The organism is Nocardia sp. NBC_01730, assembly GCF_035920445.1.
In the GTDB taxonomy this organism is placed as follows: Bacteria; Actinomycetota; Actinomycetes; order Mycobacteriales; family Mycobacteriaceae; genus Nocardia.
Map to the genome: position 1 here is coordinate 8,124,669 of NZ_CP109162.1, position 19,603 is coordinate 8,144,271.

At 66.5% G+C, this 19,603-nt stretch carries 19 protein-coding genes and 2 pseudogenes; 12 read left to right on the forward strand and 9 right to left on the reverse strand.

Annotated features, from left to right (window positions below):
• Positions 1 to 115 precede the first annotated feature (115 nt).
• The 4 genes from OHB12_RS33425 (at position 116) to OHB12_RS33440 (ending at position 4,415) form a co-directional block, all read left to right on the forward strand.
• Positions 116 to 550: an ATP-binding protein gene (locus tag OHB12_RS33425; protein ID WP_327114099.1), complete on the forward strand. Its 435-nt coding sequence runs from the start codon at positions 116 to 118 to the stop codon at positions 548 to 550.
• Complete coding sequence (locus tag OHB12_RS33430; RefSeq protein ID WP_327114101.1) at positions 543 to 1,355, forward strand: RNA polymerase sigma factor SigF; 813 nt, start codon at positions 543 to 545, stop codon at positions 1,353 to 1,355. Before OHB12_RS33425 ends, OHB12_RS33430 begins: the two co-directional genes overlap by 8 nt.
• A 236-nt stretch (positions 1,356 to 1,591) precedes the next feature.
• Positions 1,592 to 3,649, forward strand: a complete 2,058-nt coding sequence (locus tag OHB12_RS33435; RefSeq protein ID WP_327114102.1) for an MMPL family transporter — start codon at positions 1,592 to 1,594, stop codon at positions 3,647 to 3,649.
• 172 nt (positions 3,650 to 3,821) lie between these two features.
• The gene (locus tag OHB12_RS33440) at positions 3,822 to 4,415 is read left to right on the forward strand and encodes a SanA/YdcF family protein (protein ID WP_327114103.1); all 594 of its coding nucleotides are present in this window, start codon (positions 3,822 to 3,824) and stop codon (positions 4,413 to 4,415) included.
• A gap of 52 nt (positions 4,416 to 4,467) precedes the next feature.
• Here OHB12_RS33440 and OHB12_RS33445 read toward each other — a convergent pair whose 3' ends face one another.
• The 3 genes and pseudogenes from OHB12_RS33445 to OHB12_RS33455 all read right to left on the reverse strand — a co-directional run.
• Entirely contained in the window at positions 4,468 to 4,641 is a 174-nt protein-coding gene (locus tag OHB12_RS33445) for a CsbD family protein (RefSeq protein WP_327114105.1), read from the reverse strand.
• 175 nt (positions 4,642 to 4,816) lie between these two features.
• Entirely contained in the window at positions 4,817 to 5,695 is an 879-nt protein-coding gene (locus tag OHB12_RS33450) for a hypothetical protein (RefSeq protein WP_327114107.1), read from the reverse strand.
• A 511-nt stretch (positions 5,696 to 6,206) separates the two neighbouring features.
• Positions 6,207 to 6,477 (reverse strand): annotated as a pseudogene (locus OHB12_RS33455) (PLP-dependent transferase); the annotation flags it as partial.
• An 83-nt stretch (positions 6,478 to 6,560) separates the two neighbouring features.
• Here OHB12_RS33455 and OHB12_RS33460 point away from each other — a divergent pair.
• Positions 6,561 to 7,409: an RNA-guided endonuclease TnpB family protein gene (locus OHB12_RS33460; protein ID WP_327114109.1), complete on the forward strand. Its 849-nt coding sequence runs from the start codon at positions 6,561 to 6,563 to the stop codon at positions 7,407 to 7,409.
• Between the two features lie 94 nt (positions 7,410 to 7,503).
• Here OHB12_RS33460 and OHB12_RS33465 read toward each other — a convergent pair.
• The 3 genes and pseudogenes from OHB12_RS33465 to OHB12_RS33475 all read right to left on the reverse strand — a co-directional run.
• A pseudogene (locus OHB12_RS33465) lies at positions 7,504 to 7,638 on the reverse strand (O-acetyl-L-homoserine sulfhydrolase); the annotation flags it as partial.
• Positions 7,639 to 7,686: 48 nt separating this feature from the next.
• The gene (locus OHB12_RS33470; protein ID WP_327114111.1) at positions 7,687 to 8,202 is read right to left on the reverse strand and encodes an OsmC family protein; all 516 of its coding nucleotides are present in this window, start codon (positions 8,200 to 8,202) and stop codon (positions 7,687 to 7,689) included.
• A 96-nt stretch (positions 8,203 to 8,298) separates the two neighbouring features.
• Positions 8,299 to 9,441, reverse strand: coding sequence for an AI-2E family transporter (locus OHB12_RS33475; protein WP_327114113.1), 1,143 nt, complete (start codon positions 9,439 to 9,441; stop codon positions 8,299 to 8,301).
• Between the two features lie 97 nt (positions 9,442 to 9,538).
• Here OHB12_RS33475 and OHB12_RS33480 point away from each other — a divergent pair, with 97 nt between their 5' ends.
• Positions 9,539 to 10,219 (forward strand): hypothetical protein, encoded by a 681-nt coding sequence (locus OHB12_RS33480; protein ID WP_327114115.1) that lies wholly within the window; start codon positions 9,539 to 9,541, stop codon positions 10,217 to 10,219.
• A gap of 298 nt (positions 10,220 to 10,517) precedes the next feature.
• Here the strand turns inward: OHB12_RS33480 and OHB12_RS33485 are convergent, their stop codons facing one another.
• Together OHB12_RS33485 and OHB12_RS33490 are read right to left on the reverse strand one after the other, a co-directional pair.
• Positions 10,518 to 11,978 (reverse strand): hypothetical protein, encoded by a 1,461-nt coding sequence (locus OHB12_RS33485; RefSeq protein WP_327114117.1) that lies wholly within the window; start codon positions 11,976 to 11,978, stop codon positions 10,518 to 10,520.
• Positions 11,979 to 11,984: 6 nt separating this feature from the next.
• The gene (locus tag OHB12_RS33490) at positions 11,985 to 12,593 is read right to left on the reverse strand and encodes a TetR/AcrR family transcriptional regulator (RefSeq protein WP_327114119.1); all 609 of its coding nucleotides are present in this window, start codon (positions 12,591 to 12,593) and stop codon (positions 11,985 to 11,987) included.
• Positions 12,594 to 12,890: 297 nt separating this feature from the next.
• On the opposite strand from OHB12_RS33490, the gene OHB12_RS33495 reads away from it, so the two are divergent.
• Positions 12,891 to 14,183: a vWA domain-containing protein gene (locus OHB12_RS33495; protein WP_327114121.1), complete on the forward strand. Its 1,293-nt coding sequence runs from the start codon at positions 12,891 to 12,893 to the stop codon at positions 14,181 to 14,183.
• A gap of 150 nt (positions 14,184 to 14,333) precedes the next feature.
• Here OHB12_RS33495 and OHB12_RS33500 read toward each other — a convergent pair whose 3' ends face one another.
• The gene (locus OHB12_RS33500; protein ID WP_195033234.1) at positions 14,334 to 14,609 is read right to left on the reverse strand and encodes a hypothetical protein; all 276 of its coding nucleotides are present in this window, start codon (positions 14,607 to 14,609) and stop codon (positions 14,334 to 14,336) included.
• Between the two features lie 411 nt (positions 14,610 to 15,020).
• On the opposite strand from OHB12_RS33500, the gene OHB12_RS33505 reads away from it, so the two are divergent.
• The 5 genes from OHB12_RS33505 (at position 15,021) to OHB12_RS33525 (ending at position 19,602) form a co-directional block, all read left to right on the forward strand.
• Positions 15,021 to 15,314, forward strand: coding sequence for a hypothetical protein (locus OHB12_RS33505; protein WP_327114124.1), 294 nt, complete (start codon positions 15,021 to 15,023; stop codon positions 15,312 to 15,314).
• 25 nt (positions 15,315 to 15,339) lie between these two features.
• On the forward strand, positions 15,340 to 15,768 hold the full coding sequence (locus OHB12_RS33510; protein ID WP_327114126.1) for a hypothetical protein: 429 nt from the start codon (positions 15,340 to 15,342) through the stop codon (positions 15,766 to 15,768).
• A gap of 124 nt (positions 15,769 to 15,892) precedes the next feature.
• Complete coding sequence (locus OHB12_RS33515; protein ID WP_327114128.1) at positions 15,893 to 17,320, forward strand: DUF1254 domain-containing protein; 1,428 nt, start codon at positions 15,893 to 15,895, stop codon at positions 17,318 to 17,320.
• Positions 17,321 to 17,644: 324 nt separating this feature from the next.
• Positions 17,645 to 18,874, forward strand: a complete 1,230-nt coding sequence (locus OHB12_RS33520) for a cytochrome P450 (protein ID WP_327114130.1) — start codon at positions 17,645 to 17,647, stop codon at positions 18,872 to 18,874.
• An 8-nt stretch (positions 18,875 to 18,882) separates the two neighbouring features.
• A complete protein-coding gene (locus OHB12_RS33525) occupies positions 18,883 to 19,602 on the forward strand; it encodes a TetR/AcrR family transcriptional regulator (RefSeq protein ID WP_327114132.1) in 720 nt (239 codons plus the stop codon).
• Position 19,603: the final 1 nt, after the last annotated feature.

The window sequence follows — 19,603 nt, forward strand, 5'->3', positions numbered from 1 at the left end:
TGCCGCCCGGCCCGCCGTGCGACATGCTCGCATCGTGCCATGTCCCTTCGGACCGGCGCGCGAGAGGGCGTAGGCTGGTCGCTCCGACTGACGGTGCGACTTCTGGGAGCGGTGCATGAGCAAGAGTGAGGGGACTCCTCCCGCTACGACGAGGACCGGGACGATCAGCGTGCAGGTGCCCGCGGAGTCGGAGCAGTTGGCGATGTTGCGTGCCTTGGCCGAAACCGTCACGCTCATGGCCGATTTCGGCATCGACGAGGTGACCGATATCCGACTTGCCCTGGACGAGGTCGCCAGTGCGCTGGTGTTGGACGCGGTAGAGGGGTCGGTGATCGACTGTGCGTTCTCTTTCGACGACGAAGCGGTGCAGGTGCGAGTCGCCTCGGTCGCGGTGTCGGACTCCAGTCCGGATGAGACCAGCTTCGGCTGGCATATCGTGGCGACGCTGACCGACTCGGTAGCCACGTCGCAGGATGTCTACGACGCCGCTGTAGGCGGCTACCCGACTGTCGTCGACTTCCGCTGGGTCCGCGGCGGCTCGAATGAGTAGCGAGCCGAATCCGGGTGCTTCCAGGCGGAAGCCGGGTAGGGGAGACAGCTACGACAACATCGAACCGCTGTTCGCGGAGCTGGCCGCGCTGGCCGCGGACGATCCGCGCCGGGAGACCGTGCGCGCGGAACTGATCGGCCGGTGTCTGCCGCTGGCCGAGCACATCGCACGGAAGTTCAGTGGTCGCGGGGAGAGCTTCGAGGATCTGCTGCAGATCGCGAGGGTGGGCATGCTCGCCGCGGTCGACCGGTTCGATCCTCAGCACGGCTCCACATTTCTGTCGTTCGCGGTGCCGACGATCATGGGCGAGGTCCGGCGGCATTTCCGCGACTACGCATGGTCGGTGCGAGTCCCGCGTCGGCTCAAGGAAATCCAGTCCACGATCGGTCCCACGGTGGAGATTCTGTCGCAGCGGCTCGGCCGCATGCCTCGGGCGCGGGAGATCGCCGACGAACTGGACGCCGATCTGAACGAGGTGACCCAGGCGCTCATCGCCCGCAACGCCTATCAAACCTCGTCGATCGACGCCGCGTCCGACACCGACGAGGCGGAGTCGGGCGGCTTCTCCCTGCTGGACACCCTCGGCGCCGAGGACCCCGACTTCGGCACCGTCGAGAACTATTTGGCGGTGAAACCGCTGCTCGCCGCGTTGCCGGAACGTGAGAAGCAGGTGCTCGTGATGCGCTTCTTCGATTCCATGTCCCAGGAGCAGATCGCCCAGCGGATCGGTTGTTCGCAGATGCAGGTGTCGCGCATTCTGTCCAAGACGTTGAAGTCGTTGCGCGAGCAGGCTTTACGAGACTGACACCCAGGCTGTCTCGGCCGGGGAGCTCGAGCCTCGTCGCCGCGCGGCCCCGCCGGCGCGTCGTGGACATCTGGTACAGCTGTACCAGCAGGTCGTAGCGATACATCGGCCTCGGATCGGTCGTGTTCGGCTCCGGCGTGGCTGGTCCTTCGGCGACATCGTGTCCTCTCGCACACGGGAGTCAGCAGGCGAGTGTCTCGATTGCTTGATATTTCGGAAGCTGAGAGGGTTGCCAGGTGAATGCTTGGGATCGGTACGCGTCGCTGGTGACCGCTCGCAAGTCCTGGGTACTGTTGCTGGTGATCGTCGCCGCGTCGCTGGGGCTGATCGGCGCCGTGGGGGAGAACGAAGCAGCCGGGCAGGCGCCCATGTCGCTGCCGACGTCGGCGCAGTCCGCGCGGGTCGAGCAGGCGCTGACCGAGTTTCCGGACGCGGGCTCGTACGCCGCGATCGTGGTCGTCACCCGCGCCGACGGCGGCGACCTGACCGATGACGACCGCGCCGCCGCGGCCGCGGCGACGGCCCGCGCCGCCGGGCAGCCGTCCGCGGGGCCCATCATCACCTCGCCGGATCGGAAAGCGGCGATCGGTCAGGTGCCGGTGTCTGCCGAGCTGACCGGATTCGCCCTGACCGACCGCGTCGATGACATCCGGGCTGCGTCGGCGGACGGGCTGCCCGACGGGCTGATCCTGCAGGTCACCGGCGGTCCCGCGTTCGGTGCCGATATCGCGGATTCGTTCTCCGGCGCCAACGTCCTCCTGCTGGCGGCGACCGCGGCCGTGGTCGCGGTGCTGCTGATCGCGACCTATCGTTCTCCAGTTCTGTGGGTGGTGCCGCTGGCCGTGGTCGGCGCGGCCGACCGGGTGGCCACCGGCGTCGGAACCGGCCTGGCCGACCTCACCGGACTGACCTTCGACGGCTCGACCGCCGGTATCACGAGCGTGCTGGTCTTCGGCGCGGGAACCAACTACGCGCTGCTGCTCGTGTCGCGCTATCGCGATGAGCTGCACCGGGAATCGGATCACCGGGCGGCGTTGCGGCAGGCGGTGCGCCGGGCCGGACCCGCGATTCTGGCGAGCAACGTGACGGTGGTCGCGGCGCTGCTCGTGCTGTTGCTCGCCGCACTGCCCAGCACGCGAAGCCTCGGGACCATGGCCTCGGCGGGCCTGCTCGTGGCCGTCGTGTTCGTCCTGCTGGCGCTGCCCGCTGCGCTCGCGCTGTGCGGGCGGAAGGTGTTCTGGCCGTTCGTGCCACGTGCGGACGACCGGGACACCATGAACGAGGGGATCTGGCACACGGTCGCGGCCGGGGTGGTGCGCAGGCCCGCGGTGGTCGCTGGGTGTGCGATGGCGGTGCTCGCCGTGTGTGCGGCAGGTTTGCTGACCGTGCAGATCGGACTTCCGCAGATCGAACAGTTCCGCGTCCGCGCCGAGTCCGTGGCGGGTTTCGACACGCTCGCGCAGCATTTCCCGCCCGGCGCGTCCGATCCGGCCATCGTGCTCGCCCGGAGTGGCTCGGCCGCGGGTGTCGAGGAAGCCTTCCATCGAACCGAGGGCGTGGTACAGATATGGCGGACAGGTACCTCGCCGACCGGGCTGACCCGGTGGGCGGTCGTGATCGATGCGCCACCGGCCTCCGCGCGGGCGCTCGACACGATCGAAGCGCTGCGTGCCTCGGTCGATGAGGTGCCGGGGGCCGACGCGCTTGTCGGCGGCACCGACGCGCAGGCGCTGGACATCCAATCCGCCGCCGGTCGGGACCGGATGGTGATCATTCCGCTGGTCCTCGTCGTAGTGCTCGTGGTGCTACTCGCGCTGCTGCGTGCGGTGCCAGGCGCACTGCTGCTGGTCGCGGTCACCGTGCTGAGTGCGCTGGCCGCGCTCGGTCTCGGCAGCTGGATCAGCGAGTACGTGTTCGGATTTTCCGCGCTGGACATCAGCGTTCCGCTGTTCGTGTTCCTGTTCCTGGTCGCACTCGGGGTCGACTACACGATCTTTCTGGTCACCAGGGCCCGCGAGGAGACCTTGTCGCACGGCACCACCCAGGGCATGGTCCGCGCGGTGTCGGCGACCGGCGCGGTGATCACCAGCGCAGGGATCGTGCTGGCCGCGGTCTTCTGTGTGCTCGGCGTACTGCCGCTGATCACGCTCACCCAGATCGGCATCGTGGTCGGCCTCGGCATCCTGCTCGACACGTTCGTCGTCCGCACCGTGGTCATCCCCGCGCTGTTCAGCCTGATCGGGCGGAGCGTCTGGTGGCCGAGCGACCTGTGGCGCGTCGAGGAGGACAGCTGACCGCGGTCGGTCCGTGACCAGCCGGGGTCGCGGTCGGTGCACACGTCGACCAGCCCAGATGGGCACGCGGAACCAGCAGGAATCCGGCGCTGTCGTGCGCTGCGTATTGTCGATGCGGCGCGATGCTTTCCGCGAGCGCAGCGAACCGATGACGAGACACGGGGAGGGGTGCATGGCCGGTGGGGGAGCGCACCCACGGTGGGTGCTCGTCGGCGGCGCTGTGGTACCGGCCCTTCTGGTCATCGGGTCGAACCTGCGGTTGTGGCGGCTGTCGTCCGGGCACCGATTCGCCGCCCCGGAGGCGCCGAGCGCTCCCGTGGTGATCGTGCCCGGAGCGAAGATCGCCCCGGATGGTTCGCCGATGGCGTATCTGCGTGGGCGGCTGGACGCCGCGATCGAGCTGGTGCGCGCGGGCCGGGCCGGGGAGATCCTGGTGTCCGGAGCGGCGGCCGGCGCCTCGGGCGATGAAATCGCCTCGATGACAACCTATCTCGTGCAACGCGGCGTCGACCCGGCGCTCATCCGCGCTGATGGCGCAGGACTGTCGACGTGGGCGACATGCCTGCGAGCGAAACAACTGTTCGGCATCGATCGCGCGATCATTGTCACCCAGCGGCGGCATCTCCCGCGCGCGGTGGCACTGTGTCGGGCCGCGGGCATCGACGCCGACGGAGTGGTGGCCCCCTGCGAAGCGCGTAGGGTGACAAAGTTCCGCAACACTATTCGTGAGTGGTTTGCCGCGCCGAAAGCCGTTTTGCGTAACTGAAGCGGATGACCGCGGCGTGCGGCCATCCGCTCGGTCTGCCAGCCGTGCTCGATCAGCGGTGGAAGGCGTCCTTCACCTTCTCGCCCGCGTCCTTGATGTCGGATTTCGCCTGATCGGCGCGGCCCTCGTTCTGCTTTTCCCGGTCGTCTGTCGTCTCGCCGACCTTTTCCTTGGCCTTGCCCGCGAGATTCTGGGCCTTGTTCTTCGCCTTGTCGACTGTGCCCATGTCACAACCTCCTCGGTGCGGAGACCGGCTTGCCATATCCGGCCGGTCTTACTGGGCCATAACCCGTCACAACGGGGCCAAACGTGCGGTGTTGTCACCGCAACCAGGAAGACCCGGCCGAAACCGGGTCTTCCTGGTCGAATCGTGCGCTGGTGAAACTTGCCGGAAAGCCGGGTTATGAGGCCGGAATCGTGGGTGGCGTGAGAAGGCCTTCGGCGACGCCGACCGCCGCACCGATAGCCGCGCCGATGGCGATGGCAGGGGAAGCGACGAACGCGTAGCCGACGGCGGCGCCGAAAATGGTGGTGGCCACCGTTCCGGTCGGGAACATCGGTATGCCGGCGATGGCGCCGGCGACCGCGCCGATACCCGCTCCGATCGAGGCGACCGGAGCAGCCACGATGCTGCCTACCGACGCGCCGATCGTGGTGGCGCCGAGTACGCCGGCGGCGATCCGGTCAGAGCGTGATGGCTCGAAGCCCGCCGAATCCAGGCTCTGCGCCATGCCGGCTTCCGAGCCCGCGATCGCGTCGTTGAACTGTTTGCCCTGTTCGGGAGTCAACCAGTCCGGCCTGCCGATTATGAGGCTGCCGACCCGCAGCGTGCCCGCGGGGGCTTCGATCAGTGCGACCGGCGGAGCGGGGGCGAGGGGGTTGGGGAAATGCAGGCGCTGGGGATCGATGGGCGCGAGCTTGTTGGGGTCCGGCATCGGCCGAGTGGCGCTCATGTCGTTGCGGCCGGTCGACGCAGGGCGTTCCGGAGGTACCGGAGATTCCGGAGTTACCGGAGGTATCGGAGGTGCCGGAGGTATGGGAGGTATCTCGGCGTCACCTGGTACGGAGCCGGGATCGGCGGGATCGGCGGCTGGGACCGTGGCGATGGCGGGTACCCGTCCGAAGGGGATCTGGATGGTGATGTCGGGTGCTAGTGGATCGGCCGCGGCGGCCGCGGCTCCGGCCACGGTCACCGAGAGCGGGATCGCCCCCGCGACGATGAGGGAGGCGGCGCGACGGTAGAAGGGATGAACAGATGTTCCGGGCGGCTTTGTGCCCATGCTTACCTCATTTCGAACCGGGGTTCCTACCTACCTTTCTAGTTCGGATCTGCGGTGTCTTCTGGATGCGAAGATCGCAATGAATTCTTTTCCGGTCGGTCTTTTCGGTCGGTCGAGGCATCGGTTCGCGTGACGATTCGTATACCCGAAACCGCACCAGATCGCGGTATCGCCGCATTTCGCGGTCGGACGTACCTATTTCAGGTGGCAATTGCCAGATACGACAATGTTTCTTCCGCCTACTCTTCGGGTCTGAGCTCGAAAAACCAGATCGAAACGGGTGTTCGCCCCGCTGTCCGCGTCGGAAGCCCCCAACTAGTCGGCGGCTCGACGGCGACACCGGACGATGCGATCGTCCGCACAAGGTAGGGCGCGTGCCAATCACAATCGAGCATCGGAGACGACACATTTGGTACCGTATGCGACCGAGGCGTCGCAGTGGACGGCGTTGCCGATGTCGGATTCGCTGCCGTAATGGAAACGTTCAACCGGCCAACGGTCTGCGAGGCAAGTTCGGGTGGATCGCCGCGCGCCACTGGTCGAGGTCGTCCGGGTCCTCGACGAAGCTCACCTCGATACCGAGTTTGGGCAGCGAGTAGTGGAACAGGTTGTAGGTGCCGCCGTAGAGCCGTGGACTGGCGACGATGTGGTCGCCCGCTCCGGCGATGTTGAGGATCGCGAAGGTCTCCGCGGACTGGCCGGAGGCCAGCAGCAGTGCGGCGGACACCACCTTCGAGTGCGGCGATGCGCTGTTCCACCGCGTCATCGGTGGGGTTCGAAACTGTTCGCTTGTTCCTCTGTGTTTCTCGGCTATCGTCTGTATGTTCGATTCGGTGCGGACCTGGGGGATCGCAGAGGGGCGTGAGTGAGTCACAAACAGGGGGTGCGTTTCGAGCTCGCTCCCGATCCGGAGCACGCCGTGATAATGGGTCGGCATGCCGGGTTGTCACGGGTGGTGGAGAACTTCTGCCTGGAGACGGTGGCCAAGAAGTGGGCGCAGCGCAAGGCCGAGGAGTCCTACGGTTTCACCGGTGATCAGTTGACCGAGGTACCGTGGACCGCGCCGGCGCTGGAAAAGGAATGGCGCGCAGCGCATCGGTCCCGGTTTCCGTGGTTCACCGAGAATATGTTGTCGTCGCGGGTGCCCAAGGAGGCCTGCCGGGTTCGGGCGGCCGGGTTCGCCAACTACCGCGCGAACCGGAAACTCGCACGCTGCCGACCGAAGTCGAACAAGTGGAACAAGGCCCGGGTGCGGGTGGCGCGGCGGCATCTGCGGGTCGCCGACCAGCGGAAGGATTTTCTGCACAAGACCACCACGAGGTTGGCGAGAACCAAGACGGCCATCGCGGTGGAGACATTGAATGTCAAAGGTATGGCCGCCAACCGGAGACTGGCGCGCGCGGTTTCCGATGCCGGGTTCGCTGAGTTCGTGCGTCTACTGGAGTACAAGGTCGGCTGGTACGGGTCCAGGGTGTGGAAGGCCGACCGCTGGTTCGCCTCGTCGAAGACCTGCGGTGCCTGCCGGCGAGTCGAACACGGCTTGACCCTGAATGACCGGACCTGGAAGTGTCGCGGCTGCGGTGTGGTGCATGACCGTGACGACAACGCAGCCGGGAACCTGCTGGCCGCGATGCTCGCCGACACCGAACCCGACCATGTGGTCCTCGCCGGGAAGTTCCCCGAAGAGGTGAAACGCCTCGCCGAGACCGCGTAAGACCACGGCCCTTCCGGGCCGGGCAGCAGTCGACGACGCAGGAAGAACCTCAGCGCCGACAAGCGCTGAAACTCACGCAACGGTTCATGATCCGGGTGTCGCGAAAGGTGTACGAGGTGGTCTGGTAGATCGGCAGCGCGCGGGCGTTGGTCGCGCCGTCGGGTATCTGTCCGACGTGGATCTGCTTGGTCTCGAAGCTCCAGTTGTCGGACAGGTTGGGTTCGGTCATCGAATGGTCCTCCTTCGTGTGGGCGATCGGGTCGTGCTGGGGGTGCGGCTAGGCGGTGATCAAAGTGGTGTCCACCGGAGTGGCTCCGGTGGTGAGATCCAGGACCGGGCAGTGCACGTCGACGGCCTGCTGGAGCTCGGCGTAGCGCTGTTCGGTCTCGGGTCCGCTGACCCGCACAGTCACGCGCACCGCCTGGAACCCCGGGCGGGTGGCGTCGTCCAGACCGAAGAGCCCGCGCACGTCGAGATCGCCCTCGGCCGTCACCGCCAGATCGTCGATCGTGATGCCGAGCCGCTGGGTCCAGAACCGGTAGGTCACCACCTGGCCGGCGATGAGCGAGGCCAGGTAGACCTTGACGGGGTTGGGCGCGGTGTCCGCGCCACCGAGCGCGGGCGGCTCGTCCACTCGAACGGTGTGCTTGCCGAGAGTGACCGCGCTGCCCACCGTTCCCTCTGGTGTGCCGGAAGCGCGGAACACCACCAGCGCGTTCGCCGGGTCGTCCGCGACGGCCCGTGCCGTGGCGTCGGCGATGTCGTTGAGCGGCGTGCGCAGGTCGGTCGTCATACGCACTGACGCTAGGAACGACACCGCGCGATGGCGATAGTTACACTCGGGCTGAGTCCAACAGTGGTGCGCCGACCTCCCCCAATTGTCTTGCGGCTATTCGGGAGTAGGTTCGGTTTCCGGCTCCGGTACGGCAGCGATTGCCGCGTCGATCTGCTCGCCGACATAGCGCAGGACGACCGCGACGATGGCGGCGACCGGCACCGCGAGGAAGGCGCCGATGATGCCGTACAGCGAGCCACCCGCGGTGATGGCCAGCAGCACGATGACGGCGTGCAGCCGCATGCTGCGGCTCTGCAATACCGGTTGCAGGACATTGCCTTCCAGCTGCTGCACGGCGACGATGATGCCGAGCACGATCAGCGCCGTGACGAACCCATTGCCGACGAGCGCGACGAGCACCGCGAGCGCGCCCGCGACGAACGCGCCGACGATCGGGACGAATCCGCCGAGGAAGGTGATCACCGCGAGCACCAGTGCGAGCGGCACTCCGAGGATCACCAGACCCGCCCCGATCAGTACCGCATCGATGAGGCTGACCAGCGCCTGGGTGCGGATGAACCCGCCGAGCACCACCCAGATCCGGTTCAGCACCTCCGCCAGGTGCTTGCCATTGCGACTGCCGGACACGAGGTGCAGCCACGGCAGGAAGCGCGGCCCGTCCTTGACGAAGAAGAACGTGAGCATGAGCACGAGGAACAGGGCGACGAGCATCGATGTCGCGGTGCTCACGCCGCTGAACACGCCGGTCGCGATCTGCTCGGAGCTCGACCGCAGCCGGGACACGATCGCGTCGACCGCCGAATCCAGTTGTTCGTCGCGGATTCTCAGCGGCGGACCCTGCAGCCAGTCGCGCACCTTGTTGACACCCTCGGTCGACTTGTCCGCGAGTTCGGGTGCCTGGTCCACCACCGAGGGCACGATCAGCGCGATGACCCCGGCCAGCAGGCCGATGAACCCGAGTACCGCGATCGAGGCTGCCGCGGCGGGCCGCAGGCCGTGTGTGGTGAGCCAGCGCGTCGGCGGCCACAGCACGGTCGAGACCACGATCGCCAGAGCCACCGGCAGGATCACCACCCACAGCTTGGCGACCAGGAAGCCGAGCACCCACGCACCCGCCGCGATCGCGACAACACACAGCGCCCATTTGGCGAGCCACAGGATGCCCGCGCCGATGACGTCGCCCCGATCCCGCGTCGCGCGGTCATCCGGTACCTGGTCCTTGTTCGGTTCGCTCACGGGCCAAGTCTGGCACGAGGTCACGGTGTCGAGCAGGGCTCAGCCTGGAGATAAGGTGCAGTGTTTTGTCGGGAAGTCGTCCAGCCGGGAGGAACGGATGATCGCAGCACGGGTCGCGGCTGTTTTCGCGGTGGTGTTCGTGGGGTCCTCGGTCGGGGCCGTGGGGGCGGCGCAGGCCGCGCCTGGGGCGTGTGCGGCGGGCGATCCGTTGCGTCCCACCGCCGAGCTGTTCGCCACCGACAACACCGAGACGATCACCGATCCGGCGGATCATCGGCTGCGGAATCGACTGGAGGGGTTCGAACTTGCGGTCGACGCGATCGCCGTGCGCAATGTCGCGCTTCCAGTGGGGTCGACGCTGGTGAGTGGGGTTTTCTGGTCGCAGGAGCGGCACCACGCGACCTACGAGCGCTCGCGCGAATTTCATCTGGCCTGCGTCGACGGTGCCGACCTCGGACGGATCGCGCAGCAGGTGCGGGCGCGGTTCGGTCAGGAGTCGGTGTTGACGTTCGAGCACCGCGCGGCCGGTGCGCCAGGAATCGATGCGTTCATCGTCGAGGTCGCCGACATCGACCTGCGGCGGTTCCACGACGCGCTGGTCGCCGATCCGGTGGCGCGCGAGCGATTGGTCGGCGGTTCGGTCACCGAGCAGAATACGCTCATCCTGGTTGCGGACATCGCCGATCTGGAGCCGACCCGGCGGTTCGTCGAAAGGGTCGGCGGAACTTGGGATTTCGTCACAGTGCGGTACGGCGATCGTGAGTTCGTCGGAGCGTGAACCGGGGGAGGCGAGTGGGCGCACCGACCCCCGCCGTGAACCGGCTGTGGCGGCGAACGTCGGCGCCGGCTACCGGCAGCGCCATGTTCGAACCCGCAGATCTGTGCTGGAAATCCATCTCACCTTTCGCACGGTCGTCTTCGGCCGCATGCGCGCAACAGCACCGGAGCCGCGGACTCGTTCCGCACACGGCGATGCGCCGGGCCGCGGTCCAGCCGGTCGAACCGAGCTGTCGACCGCGGGCCGCGGCGAACCGGGGCCGGTCGTGCAACTACCGGCCTGTGGGGAGTGGGGCCGGTCAGTACGTGACGACCGCAGTGGCGAAGCCGTCCAACACGAAGCTCGGTTCGGACAGGGTTGCCGTGCTCGGAGCGTCGGTGCCGGCCGCGCCGATCTGCGCCAGATGACCGATCGCCGGGGTGTCACCGGAGATCGCGACCGTGATGGGACTGCCGGTTTTGTTGACCAGCAGAATTTTTCGCGATCCCGACGCGGTGCGGAACCCTTGCGCGTACACCCGGCTGTCGGGCATCACCGGTACCCCGGTCGCGGTGGTGACCAACTGGTCTCCCGGGCCGAAGTGCTCGAGCAGCAGCGCCAGCGCTCGGTAGCGCAGGTTGGGAGTTCCGGTCTCCCAGTCGAGCAACGTGGTACCGGGAATCATGCCCGGATAGTCCATGAACTCGGCGATGCCGACGAGGTCGATCCCGACGTCTACGAGCCGGGCCCACAGATATGACTGCACAGCGGCGCTGAGCGCCCAGTACTCCTCGGGGATATCGGGTTCCGGGTTCATCACATCGGCGGGAAAGGTGCCGAGTTCGTTGATGAACGTGCGGGTGTCCGGCGCGAGGCGGCGGCGGACGGACTCGATGTAGCGCACCTGCTCGACGAAGCCGTCGGCCTGGGCGAAGAAGATGTCGCGCCAGGATGAGTACGGCGCGTTGCCCTCCGCGGCAAAGGGATTCACGATCTCCGGCGAGGCGTAGAAGTGGTACGAGAACGCGTCGATCGGGATGCCCGCCCGATGGTTCGCGGCGTCGAGGAAGTGCCAGAAGTACTCGGGGTCGTGATGCACGTGGCTCAGGGACAATCCGATGAACTTCATCTCCGGATCGAGGGGGCGCAGACGTTCGACAACCGCGTCGTACAGCCGGGTGTAGAGCTCCGGGGAGATCCGATGGTTGAGATCGGGTTCGCAGAGCACCTCCCAGTACGCGAAGCGGTACCGATGGCCCGATTCGTGCCAGCGTCCCAGTTCGTCGGTGAAACCGCCTGCGATGTACCAGCTGGCGACCCGGTAGAAGTAGTCGGCGATTTCGTTCAGTGTCGGGTCGCGGAGTTCGGTGCCCTCTTCGTAACCCCAATGGATCTCGTTCGGATCCGCGGACACGGCAACCGGTTCCGCCGTGCGGAACATCCACGCCGGGATCGTCGCGAAGTTCGCGACGATAGGCCGTCCGTCGGCAGCGGCGACGAAGTCCTCGACCATCGGGTCGAGAAGGTCGAAGTTCCAGGATGTTTCGGATTCCGTTGGCGGCATCAGCTCCGCGACCGCGAGGCGCGGATGGGAGAACCACGGCAGAAAGCGGACGAGATCGGCGTCGAGGGTGCGCAGCGCGTCGAATGCCTTGTCGTGGATGGGGGAATCGCGGCGCAGCGGCGGCGCCGTCCACAGATGTGTGGTCAGTGTGGTGCGGGACGTGCTGGTGGTCGTCGTCCAGTCCACCTGGACCGGGCAGGGAAGTGGCTGTGTCATATCGGGTTACTCCTCACTGAAACGGCGAAAGCCGAGCGCGGGCAGGATCGCCTGGTCGACGATCGCCGCCCTGGCCCGTTCGTCGGGCAACTGCCCGTTGTCGATCTGGTACTTGATGACGAGCGCCTCGCCGATGTCGGTCACGACGGGGGTCAGTAGCCGGGCGTCGAGTTCGCCCAGCGACGCGTAGTGCTCGAGCACCGTGCGGGTGAACCGGCCACCGCGCGAGTCGAACACGGTGCGGTACATGGCTTCTACCAGCTCCGGGCGGCGTGCCCGTTCGGCCAGGACCGCCGCGGTCGCCGCCCCCGCCGGGCTGGCGAGCCAGCCGGTCAACTGCGCCAGTGCGCGCAGCAGATCCGCACGGAGCTGACCGCCCTCCGGCGACGGCAGTTCGACCGGGTGTGCATGCCGCAGCGCGTCGAGCAGTAGGTCCTCGGCGGTGTCCCAATGCCGGTACAGCGAGGTCTTCGCGGTGTCGGCCCGTCGTGCGACACCTTCCATTCCGAGTCGGCCGAGCCCGAATTCGCAGACTTCGGCGATGACGGCGGATCGGCAGGCATCGAGTAGTTCGGCTTTGGTGCGCCGGCCCCTCGGCGTGCGTGGCGTGCTCACGAGAGCAATTTAGCAACTATGTCGTAGCTATGCAATCGTAGCTACGACAACGTATCTATCTGCCGGTATCTGGCGGCGCGACAAACTGTCGGTCGGGTCGGGTGCGGAGTAGGTTCGGCGGTCCTCCGGGGTCGGTCCAGGGGGTGCGTGATCGCGCGCAAGGCGCACCGGATGTGGTTCGTATCGCAGGTCTTCTTTCGATCCGGCGAACTGGAAGTCGGTGGGCCGGGTCCGGTGCTGTCCTAGGCTGAGGCTGGTCGTGGTAGCGATTTCGATCTGATTCGGCTGGGAGTCTCGGTGGGCGCTGCATTGGTGAAGGGGCAGAACGGGACGCTGGGGGCCGATCGGGTGTTGGTTTCGGTGCGGACCGAGGCCGCGGTAGACCTGTCGGCGCTGCTGGTGACCGAAGCCGGGCGGGTGCGATCGGACGCGGACTTCGTGTTCTTCAACCAGCCGAGTGCGCCGGGAGTGTCGCTACAGCCGGGAACGCCTGCCACGCTGGAGGTTTCGCTCGCCGAACTGCCTGAGGGCATCGCACAGTTGCGCGCGGTGCTCACGCTCGACGATCCGACGGCGACCTTCGGCCGGTTCGCGGCGGCGGTGGCGACGGTAGCCGACACAGCGGGGGTGGTGTTGTACGAGTATCGAATCGAGGGGCTCGACAGTGAATCGGTGGTGATCGCGCTGGAGTTGTATCGGCGGAACGCGCAATGGAAGGTGCGGGCAGTCGGTCAAGGCTACGCAGGTGGATTCGCCGCGCTCGTCACCGATCACGGTGTGACGGTGGACGACGAGCCCGCAGACCGAGCCCCTTCGACGCCGCCGCAATCGAAAGCGCCGTCCCGGTCCGCTCGCCCGGTTGAGGTTTTCACCGTGCCGGGTGAAGCGAAGCTCTCTTTGGAGAAGCGGGCGAAGCTGGATCTGCGCAAGCGGGAAGTGGCGAAAGTCCTGATCGATAAGGACGCCTTCGGAATTCGCGCCCGCGTCGTGCTGGTCATCGACAAGACCGGCAGCATGAACCGGCAGTACCGCGACCAGGTGGTGCATCGCGTCGTGCAGCGGATGATTCCGGTCGCCACTCAGCTCGATGACGACGGCACCCTGGAGGCGTACCTCTACGCCCGCTTCTTCGCAAAGCTGCCTGATATCGAGGTGGAACACGGCGACGAATGGGCCCAGACCTTCCTGCACCTCAGTGGAACCCACGCGGGTATCGACTACAACCGGATCGGCGGCCGCAATGACGAACTGCCGATCATGCGTGACATCATCGACTCCCTGCGTTCCGGCGACCGCCCCACCCTCGTGCTGTTCTTCACCGACGGCGGTTTCGCCAATAGGCGCGAGATCGCCGCGTTGATGCGGGAAGCTTCACGGCTGCCCGCGTTCTGGCAGTTCATCGGCCTCGGCCGGGCCAACTACGGCTTGCTACGCTCGCTGGATGAGATGACCGACCGGGTGGTGGACAACGCGGGCTTCTTCGCTCTCGACGACATCGATCAGATCGACGACACCGTGCTGTACGCACGGTTGCTCGGCGAGTTCCCGGACTGGCTGCGTGCCGCGCGGGTCGCGGGTATCCTGCGCTGAAACCGTTCGGCTCGTACGTCAGGAAATCTGGCGTGCGTGGGGCATTCGCGGAGAATCTTGAAAGTCGCGACGCCATGTCCCACTCGACACCACCAGAAATTATAGCGAGAAGCTATCGGGGAGTTCTGCTTAGCGCCGTGCCGGTCCGGGTCAGCCGATGACGGCGTTCATGATGGTGCCCGCGCTGGTGGCGATGACGCCGCCGATCATGGCGCCCGCCACCATCTTCGGCGACTCGAGTCCGCCGCCGGTCCACTTCTCCCAGGCGAAGCGGCCGCCCGCGTAGATGATGCCGCAGACGCCCGACAGGAGCACGAACCACGTCAGGTAGCGGACGAGTTGAAGGAACTTGTCAGAAATCGGCGGAGCCTCGGGGGTGGGGTTGCCGATCTGCGCCAGGGTGTCGTAAGCGGCGGCCAGGATCATTGTCGTTCGCTCATTCTGGATTCGGGACAGGGGCAGTGATTCGCTCTGACGATCGTATCCGTTTGTCCGTCGTGATGCAGGCGGGTCGATGTGGCGCAGGGGAGTTCGTGCATCCTACGGCCTTGCCAGGTGGTCGTAGCTCTGGAAGACGAGTGGGGCACGGCGATCGAGCACGTGGCTATGGTGCGCCGCCGGACTCGTCGGCGGTTGCTGTGACCACTTGGGCGTGGTTCGATTTTTGATCCCCGCACCGGGTTTCGCGGCCGGTACCGTGCCTGCTCGGCGGAACGCGCACACGGTGGCGCGGCCGGACCCGTATTCTCATTCACGATCGAATTCTTCGGTAGTCGAACAGCTTTCGTGTGGCAGCTCGGCGACGGCAAGGTTGTACTGAAGCGTAGGGAGTAGACGGTGAGCATCATTCTGGCGTCGGTCGGCGAATCGATCACAACACTGGCGCAGATCGGCAATCCGACGCCGGAGGCGCCTCCTCTGTCGGACAAGCTGTTGCAGTTCGTCCGGTATCTGACCTGGTTCGCGCTGCTGTCAGGCATCGTCAGCATCGTCTACGCGGGCGGCAGATTCGCCTGGGAGAAGTGGACCGGTGGCGCATTGCAGTCGCCGAAGATGATCGCGGGAGCCATGATCGGTGGTGTTGTCGCCACCAGCGCGGGCACGATCATGAACACTATCCTGGAGATCTGACCGAGGACCGCTCCTCGATCCTCGGGTGCAGGTCCGGGCTGTAATCAGCGGCAAGGGGAGCGGCACCGAGCGCAACGTAGTGGCTGCCGGATCGCAGCGACAGGTCTCGCCTCGTGCGCAGTTCGCGGACGCCTACGCGCAGAGTTCGGTCATCGATCTCTGCGCGGTGGCGCGGCTGTCGCGCGGGCAGTTCTGCCTCGACGCCGTGGCCATCGATCCGCGGCCGAACTGGGATGGGAAGAGATTGTCGGCGTCGGCGACGCGGTGGCGGCGACCCGGCCGCACGCACGCCAGGGCCGGTTTCGCGAAAACTTGCCGCGCGGTCGGGCGTGCGCCACCTTCCGCCGGGCGGGTGCCTGATGGCGACGCCCTATTCCTCGGCGCGCTCAGTGCTCCAGCGCACCGGTGGAGCACTGAGCGCGCCCGCCGGTCACCGACCTGGTCGACGCACTGATCACCGTGCTGCTCGGGTCTATTGCGCCTCAAGGCGCTGACCAGCGATTTTCGCGGCGGAGGGTAGCTATACTCCGGTGCGGATCTCGCGCGGTACCCGATAGAATCGGAGGCGGAGCAGGACCATGGACGACAGGACCGAGAACAGGCCCGTGGTATCGCGGCGCGCCGTGCTCGGCATGGCGGTGACGTCGGTGGCCGCGATCGGCGTGGCGGCGTGCGGCGGATCGGACGAGGACGGCTCGACCGCCCGCACCGGGACCGGCGAGGCCGCGACGATCGCCAAAGACGCCTATATTTTCGGCTATCCGCTGGTGCTGATGGACTTCACCCGCGCAGCGGACGGAGCGACTGCACCCGCCAACCGGTTCCAGCATGCTTCGGCGTTGCCCACCCCCGCGCAACGAGACGTGGTGCGGCCGGACCTGGACACCCTGCATTCGACCGCCTGGCTCGATCTGACGGGCGAGCCGATAGTGCTGCGGGTCCCCGAGATGGGCGGAGGGCGGTATTGGCTGGTGCAACTGCTCGATGCCTGGACGAACAACGTGCACAACCCGAGCAGCCTTCGGCCGCAAGCCAAGTCGGCCACGCCGCCGTACACCTACGTGGTGACCGGTCCCGGTTGGTCGGGCGTACTGCCGGACGGTCTCACCCCGATGCCGATGCCGACGCCGACGGTATGGCTGACCTGTCGGATACAGGTCGGCGGCAACAACGACATCCGCGTCGTCCACGAGCTGCAGCAGGAGTTGCAGCTGATGCCGCTGAGCGCGTGGTTCGCAGGAACCGGCCCGTCCGCGCCCGCCGGGCCGCCCAGTAGGTGGACGGAGGCGCAGCCGTTGGCCGAGCAGGTCGCGAAGATGGGCGCGCGCGACTTTTTCCACCGGATGTGCGCGGTGATGTCGATCAATCCGCCCGCGCCCGACGACGCGCCCGCGATGCGACGCTTCGCGACCATCGGCATCCGGCCGGGTGGCAAGGTCAAGGGCATCTCCGACAGCGAACTCACTGCCGCGGCCGACACCGCCAAGGAGCAGATCCCGGTGTCTCTGGGTGCGCGGACGGTCAACGAGAACGGTTGGGTCTTCGACCCTGACATCGGCAGGTATGGCACCAACTACCTGCTGCGCGCCGTCATCGCCTGGATAGGTCTCGGCGCCACTCTGCCCGAGGACTCCATTTTTCCGACGCTGTTCGCCACGGCGGACGCCGCCGGTAGCACGGGCCGCTTCGGGCTGCACTTCGCACCCGGCCAGCTGCCGCCGGTCAACGCCTTCTGGTCACTGACCGCCTATGGCGCCGATAGCTACCTGGTGCCCAACCCGGCCGAGATCTACGCGATCGGCCATCACGCTCCGGTCGTGTTCAATGCGGATGGCTCCCTGGACCTCACGCTCCAGCACAACGATCCCGGACCGAGCATCCTCAGGGGCAACTGGCTGCCTATCCCGGAAGCGGGTCAGTTCTCGGTGAGCCTTGCCATGTTCGCGCCGAAAGAGGAAGCGTTGCACGGACGTTGGCTACCCCCGCGGCTTCTACCGCTGCCCTGAGCAGGTCTTCGCCCGCCCAGGTCCAGCGCGGGACCTCGCGGGTCGGGTGCAGTTCGTCGTCGCTCGTCGCATGCGAGTTCTGCTGGGCCACTCGCGATCCGAACGAAACATCCTCGTAGACGGTTGTGCGGAAGTCCTCGTTGCCCAGTAGTCCCGCCTCCTCGAACGTCTCCAGGTAGACCTGCGCGTCCTCGCCATAGAAAGTAAACAGGTTTTACTAAACACTGTTCACGAGGGCCTGTTCTGTGGTTGCATCTCCTCTTGGACCATGTTCCACACAATGTCGTGAGGTCTGCGCCACGCTCAGACCGGTAGGAGTTAGCCGTGACCACGCCCTCGATCCCCACCGGATTCGACTTCACCGACCCCGACCTGCTCGCCAGCCGCCTGCCCATCCAGGAGTTCGCCGAGCTGCGCCGCACCGCCCCGGTGTGGTGGTGTGCCCAGTCCGGCCGCGCCAGCGGCTTCGACGACGGCGGGTACTGGGTCGTCTCCAAGCTCGACCACATCAAGGAGATCTCGAAGAACCCGGAGGTGTTCTCCTCGCAGGAGAACACCGCGATCATCCGGTTCAACGAGGAAACCACCCGCGAGCAGATCGACATGCTCGGCGACATGCTGCTGCTGAACCTCGATCCGCCCAAGCACACCAAGATCCGCCGCGTCATCTCCAAGGGCTTCACCCCGCGCGCGGTGGAGAACCTGCGCGCCGCGCTCACCGAACGCGCCGCCAGGATCGTGCACGAGGCCAAGAAGTCCGGTGGTGGCGACTTCGTCGAACAGGTGGCCTGCGAGCTGCCGCTGCAGGCCATCGCCGAGCTGATCGGCATCCCGCAGGAAGACCGGATGAAGATTTTCGACTGGTCCAATCAGATGATCTCCTATGACGATCCGGAATTCGAGGGCGACCACCATGCCGCCACCGCCGAGGTGATGGGCTACGCGTGGAGCATGGCCGAGCAGCGGCGCACGTGCCCGGCCGACGACATTGTCACCCAGCTGGTCAACGCCGACATCGACGGTGAGCAACTCGGCTCGGACGAGTTCGCGTTCTTCGTCATCCTGCTGTCGGTGGCGGGCAACGAGACCACCCGCAACTCGATCACGCATGGCATGAAGGCGTTCGTGGACAACCCGGAGCAGTGGGAGACCTACAAGCAGCAGCGTCCGCGCACCACACCTGACGAGATCGTTCGCTGGGCCACCCCGGTGACGGCGTTTCAGCGCACCGCGACCCAGGACACCGTGCTCGGCGGCCAAGAGATCAAGAAGGGCCAGCGGATCGGATTGTTCTACAGCTCGGCCAATTTCGATGAAGACGCGTTCGAGAATCCGTTCACCTTCGACGTGCTGCGAAACCCGAACCCGCATGTCGGGTTCGGCGGCACCGGCACGCACTACTGCGTCGGCGCCAACCTGGCCCGGCTGCAGATCGACCTGATGTTCAACGCCATCGCCGACGTGATGCCGAACCTGCGGCAGGTCTCCGATCCGGTGCGGCTGCGCTCGGGCTGGCTGAACGGGATCAAGCGCTGGGAAGTCGAATACGCTTGAATCGACTGGTGCATCAATCCAAACCACGGGGCCGCTCGCCGGTGGTGAGCGACGCCGATATCCGGCGGGTCGCCAGCACGTTGCTGGTCGGGCAGGGGCCCGCCGCCGTCACCTTGCGCGCGATCGCGCGTGAGCTCGGTGTCACCGCTCCCGCGCTGTACCGGTACTACAAGTCGCTGGACGATCTGCTGGACAGGCTGCGCCTGGACTTCTGCGCCGATCTGGCCGGGGAGCTGACCACCGAGATCGCCACGCTGCCCGACGACGGAGCGGTGCAGTTCTTCGCCATCTGCCGTGGTTTCCGGCGCTGGGCGCTGGCACACACCAGGGAGTTCACCCTGGTGTTCGCCTCGCCCGGTGCCGACCGGGCGCTGCGCCGGTTCGATGAGCCGTTCGGCCGCATCTTCCTAGGTGCGGCGGGGAGGCTGCTGGCCACCTATGACATCGTCACCCCGCCCACCGATGTCATCCCGCCAGGACTGCGGGAGGATCTCTTGCATTTCCAGACCGAACTGCTCGCGGCCCTGTCCGAATCAGGCCAGAAGTTCCCGGCCGAGAAGCTCGATCTCGGGGTGACCTACCTGATGATCCAGATCTGGGCCAGACTCTACGGGCACGTCACGCTGGAGGTCTTCGGAAACTATCCGATCCCGCTGGCCAATCCGGAGATCCTGTTCGACGCCATGCTTGCCGACCTGGGACGGACGGCGGGCTTGATCGCGGGCTGAG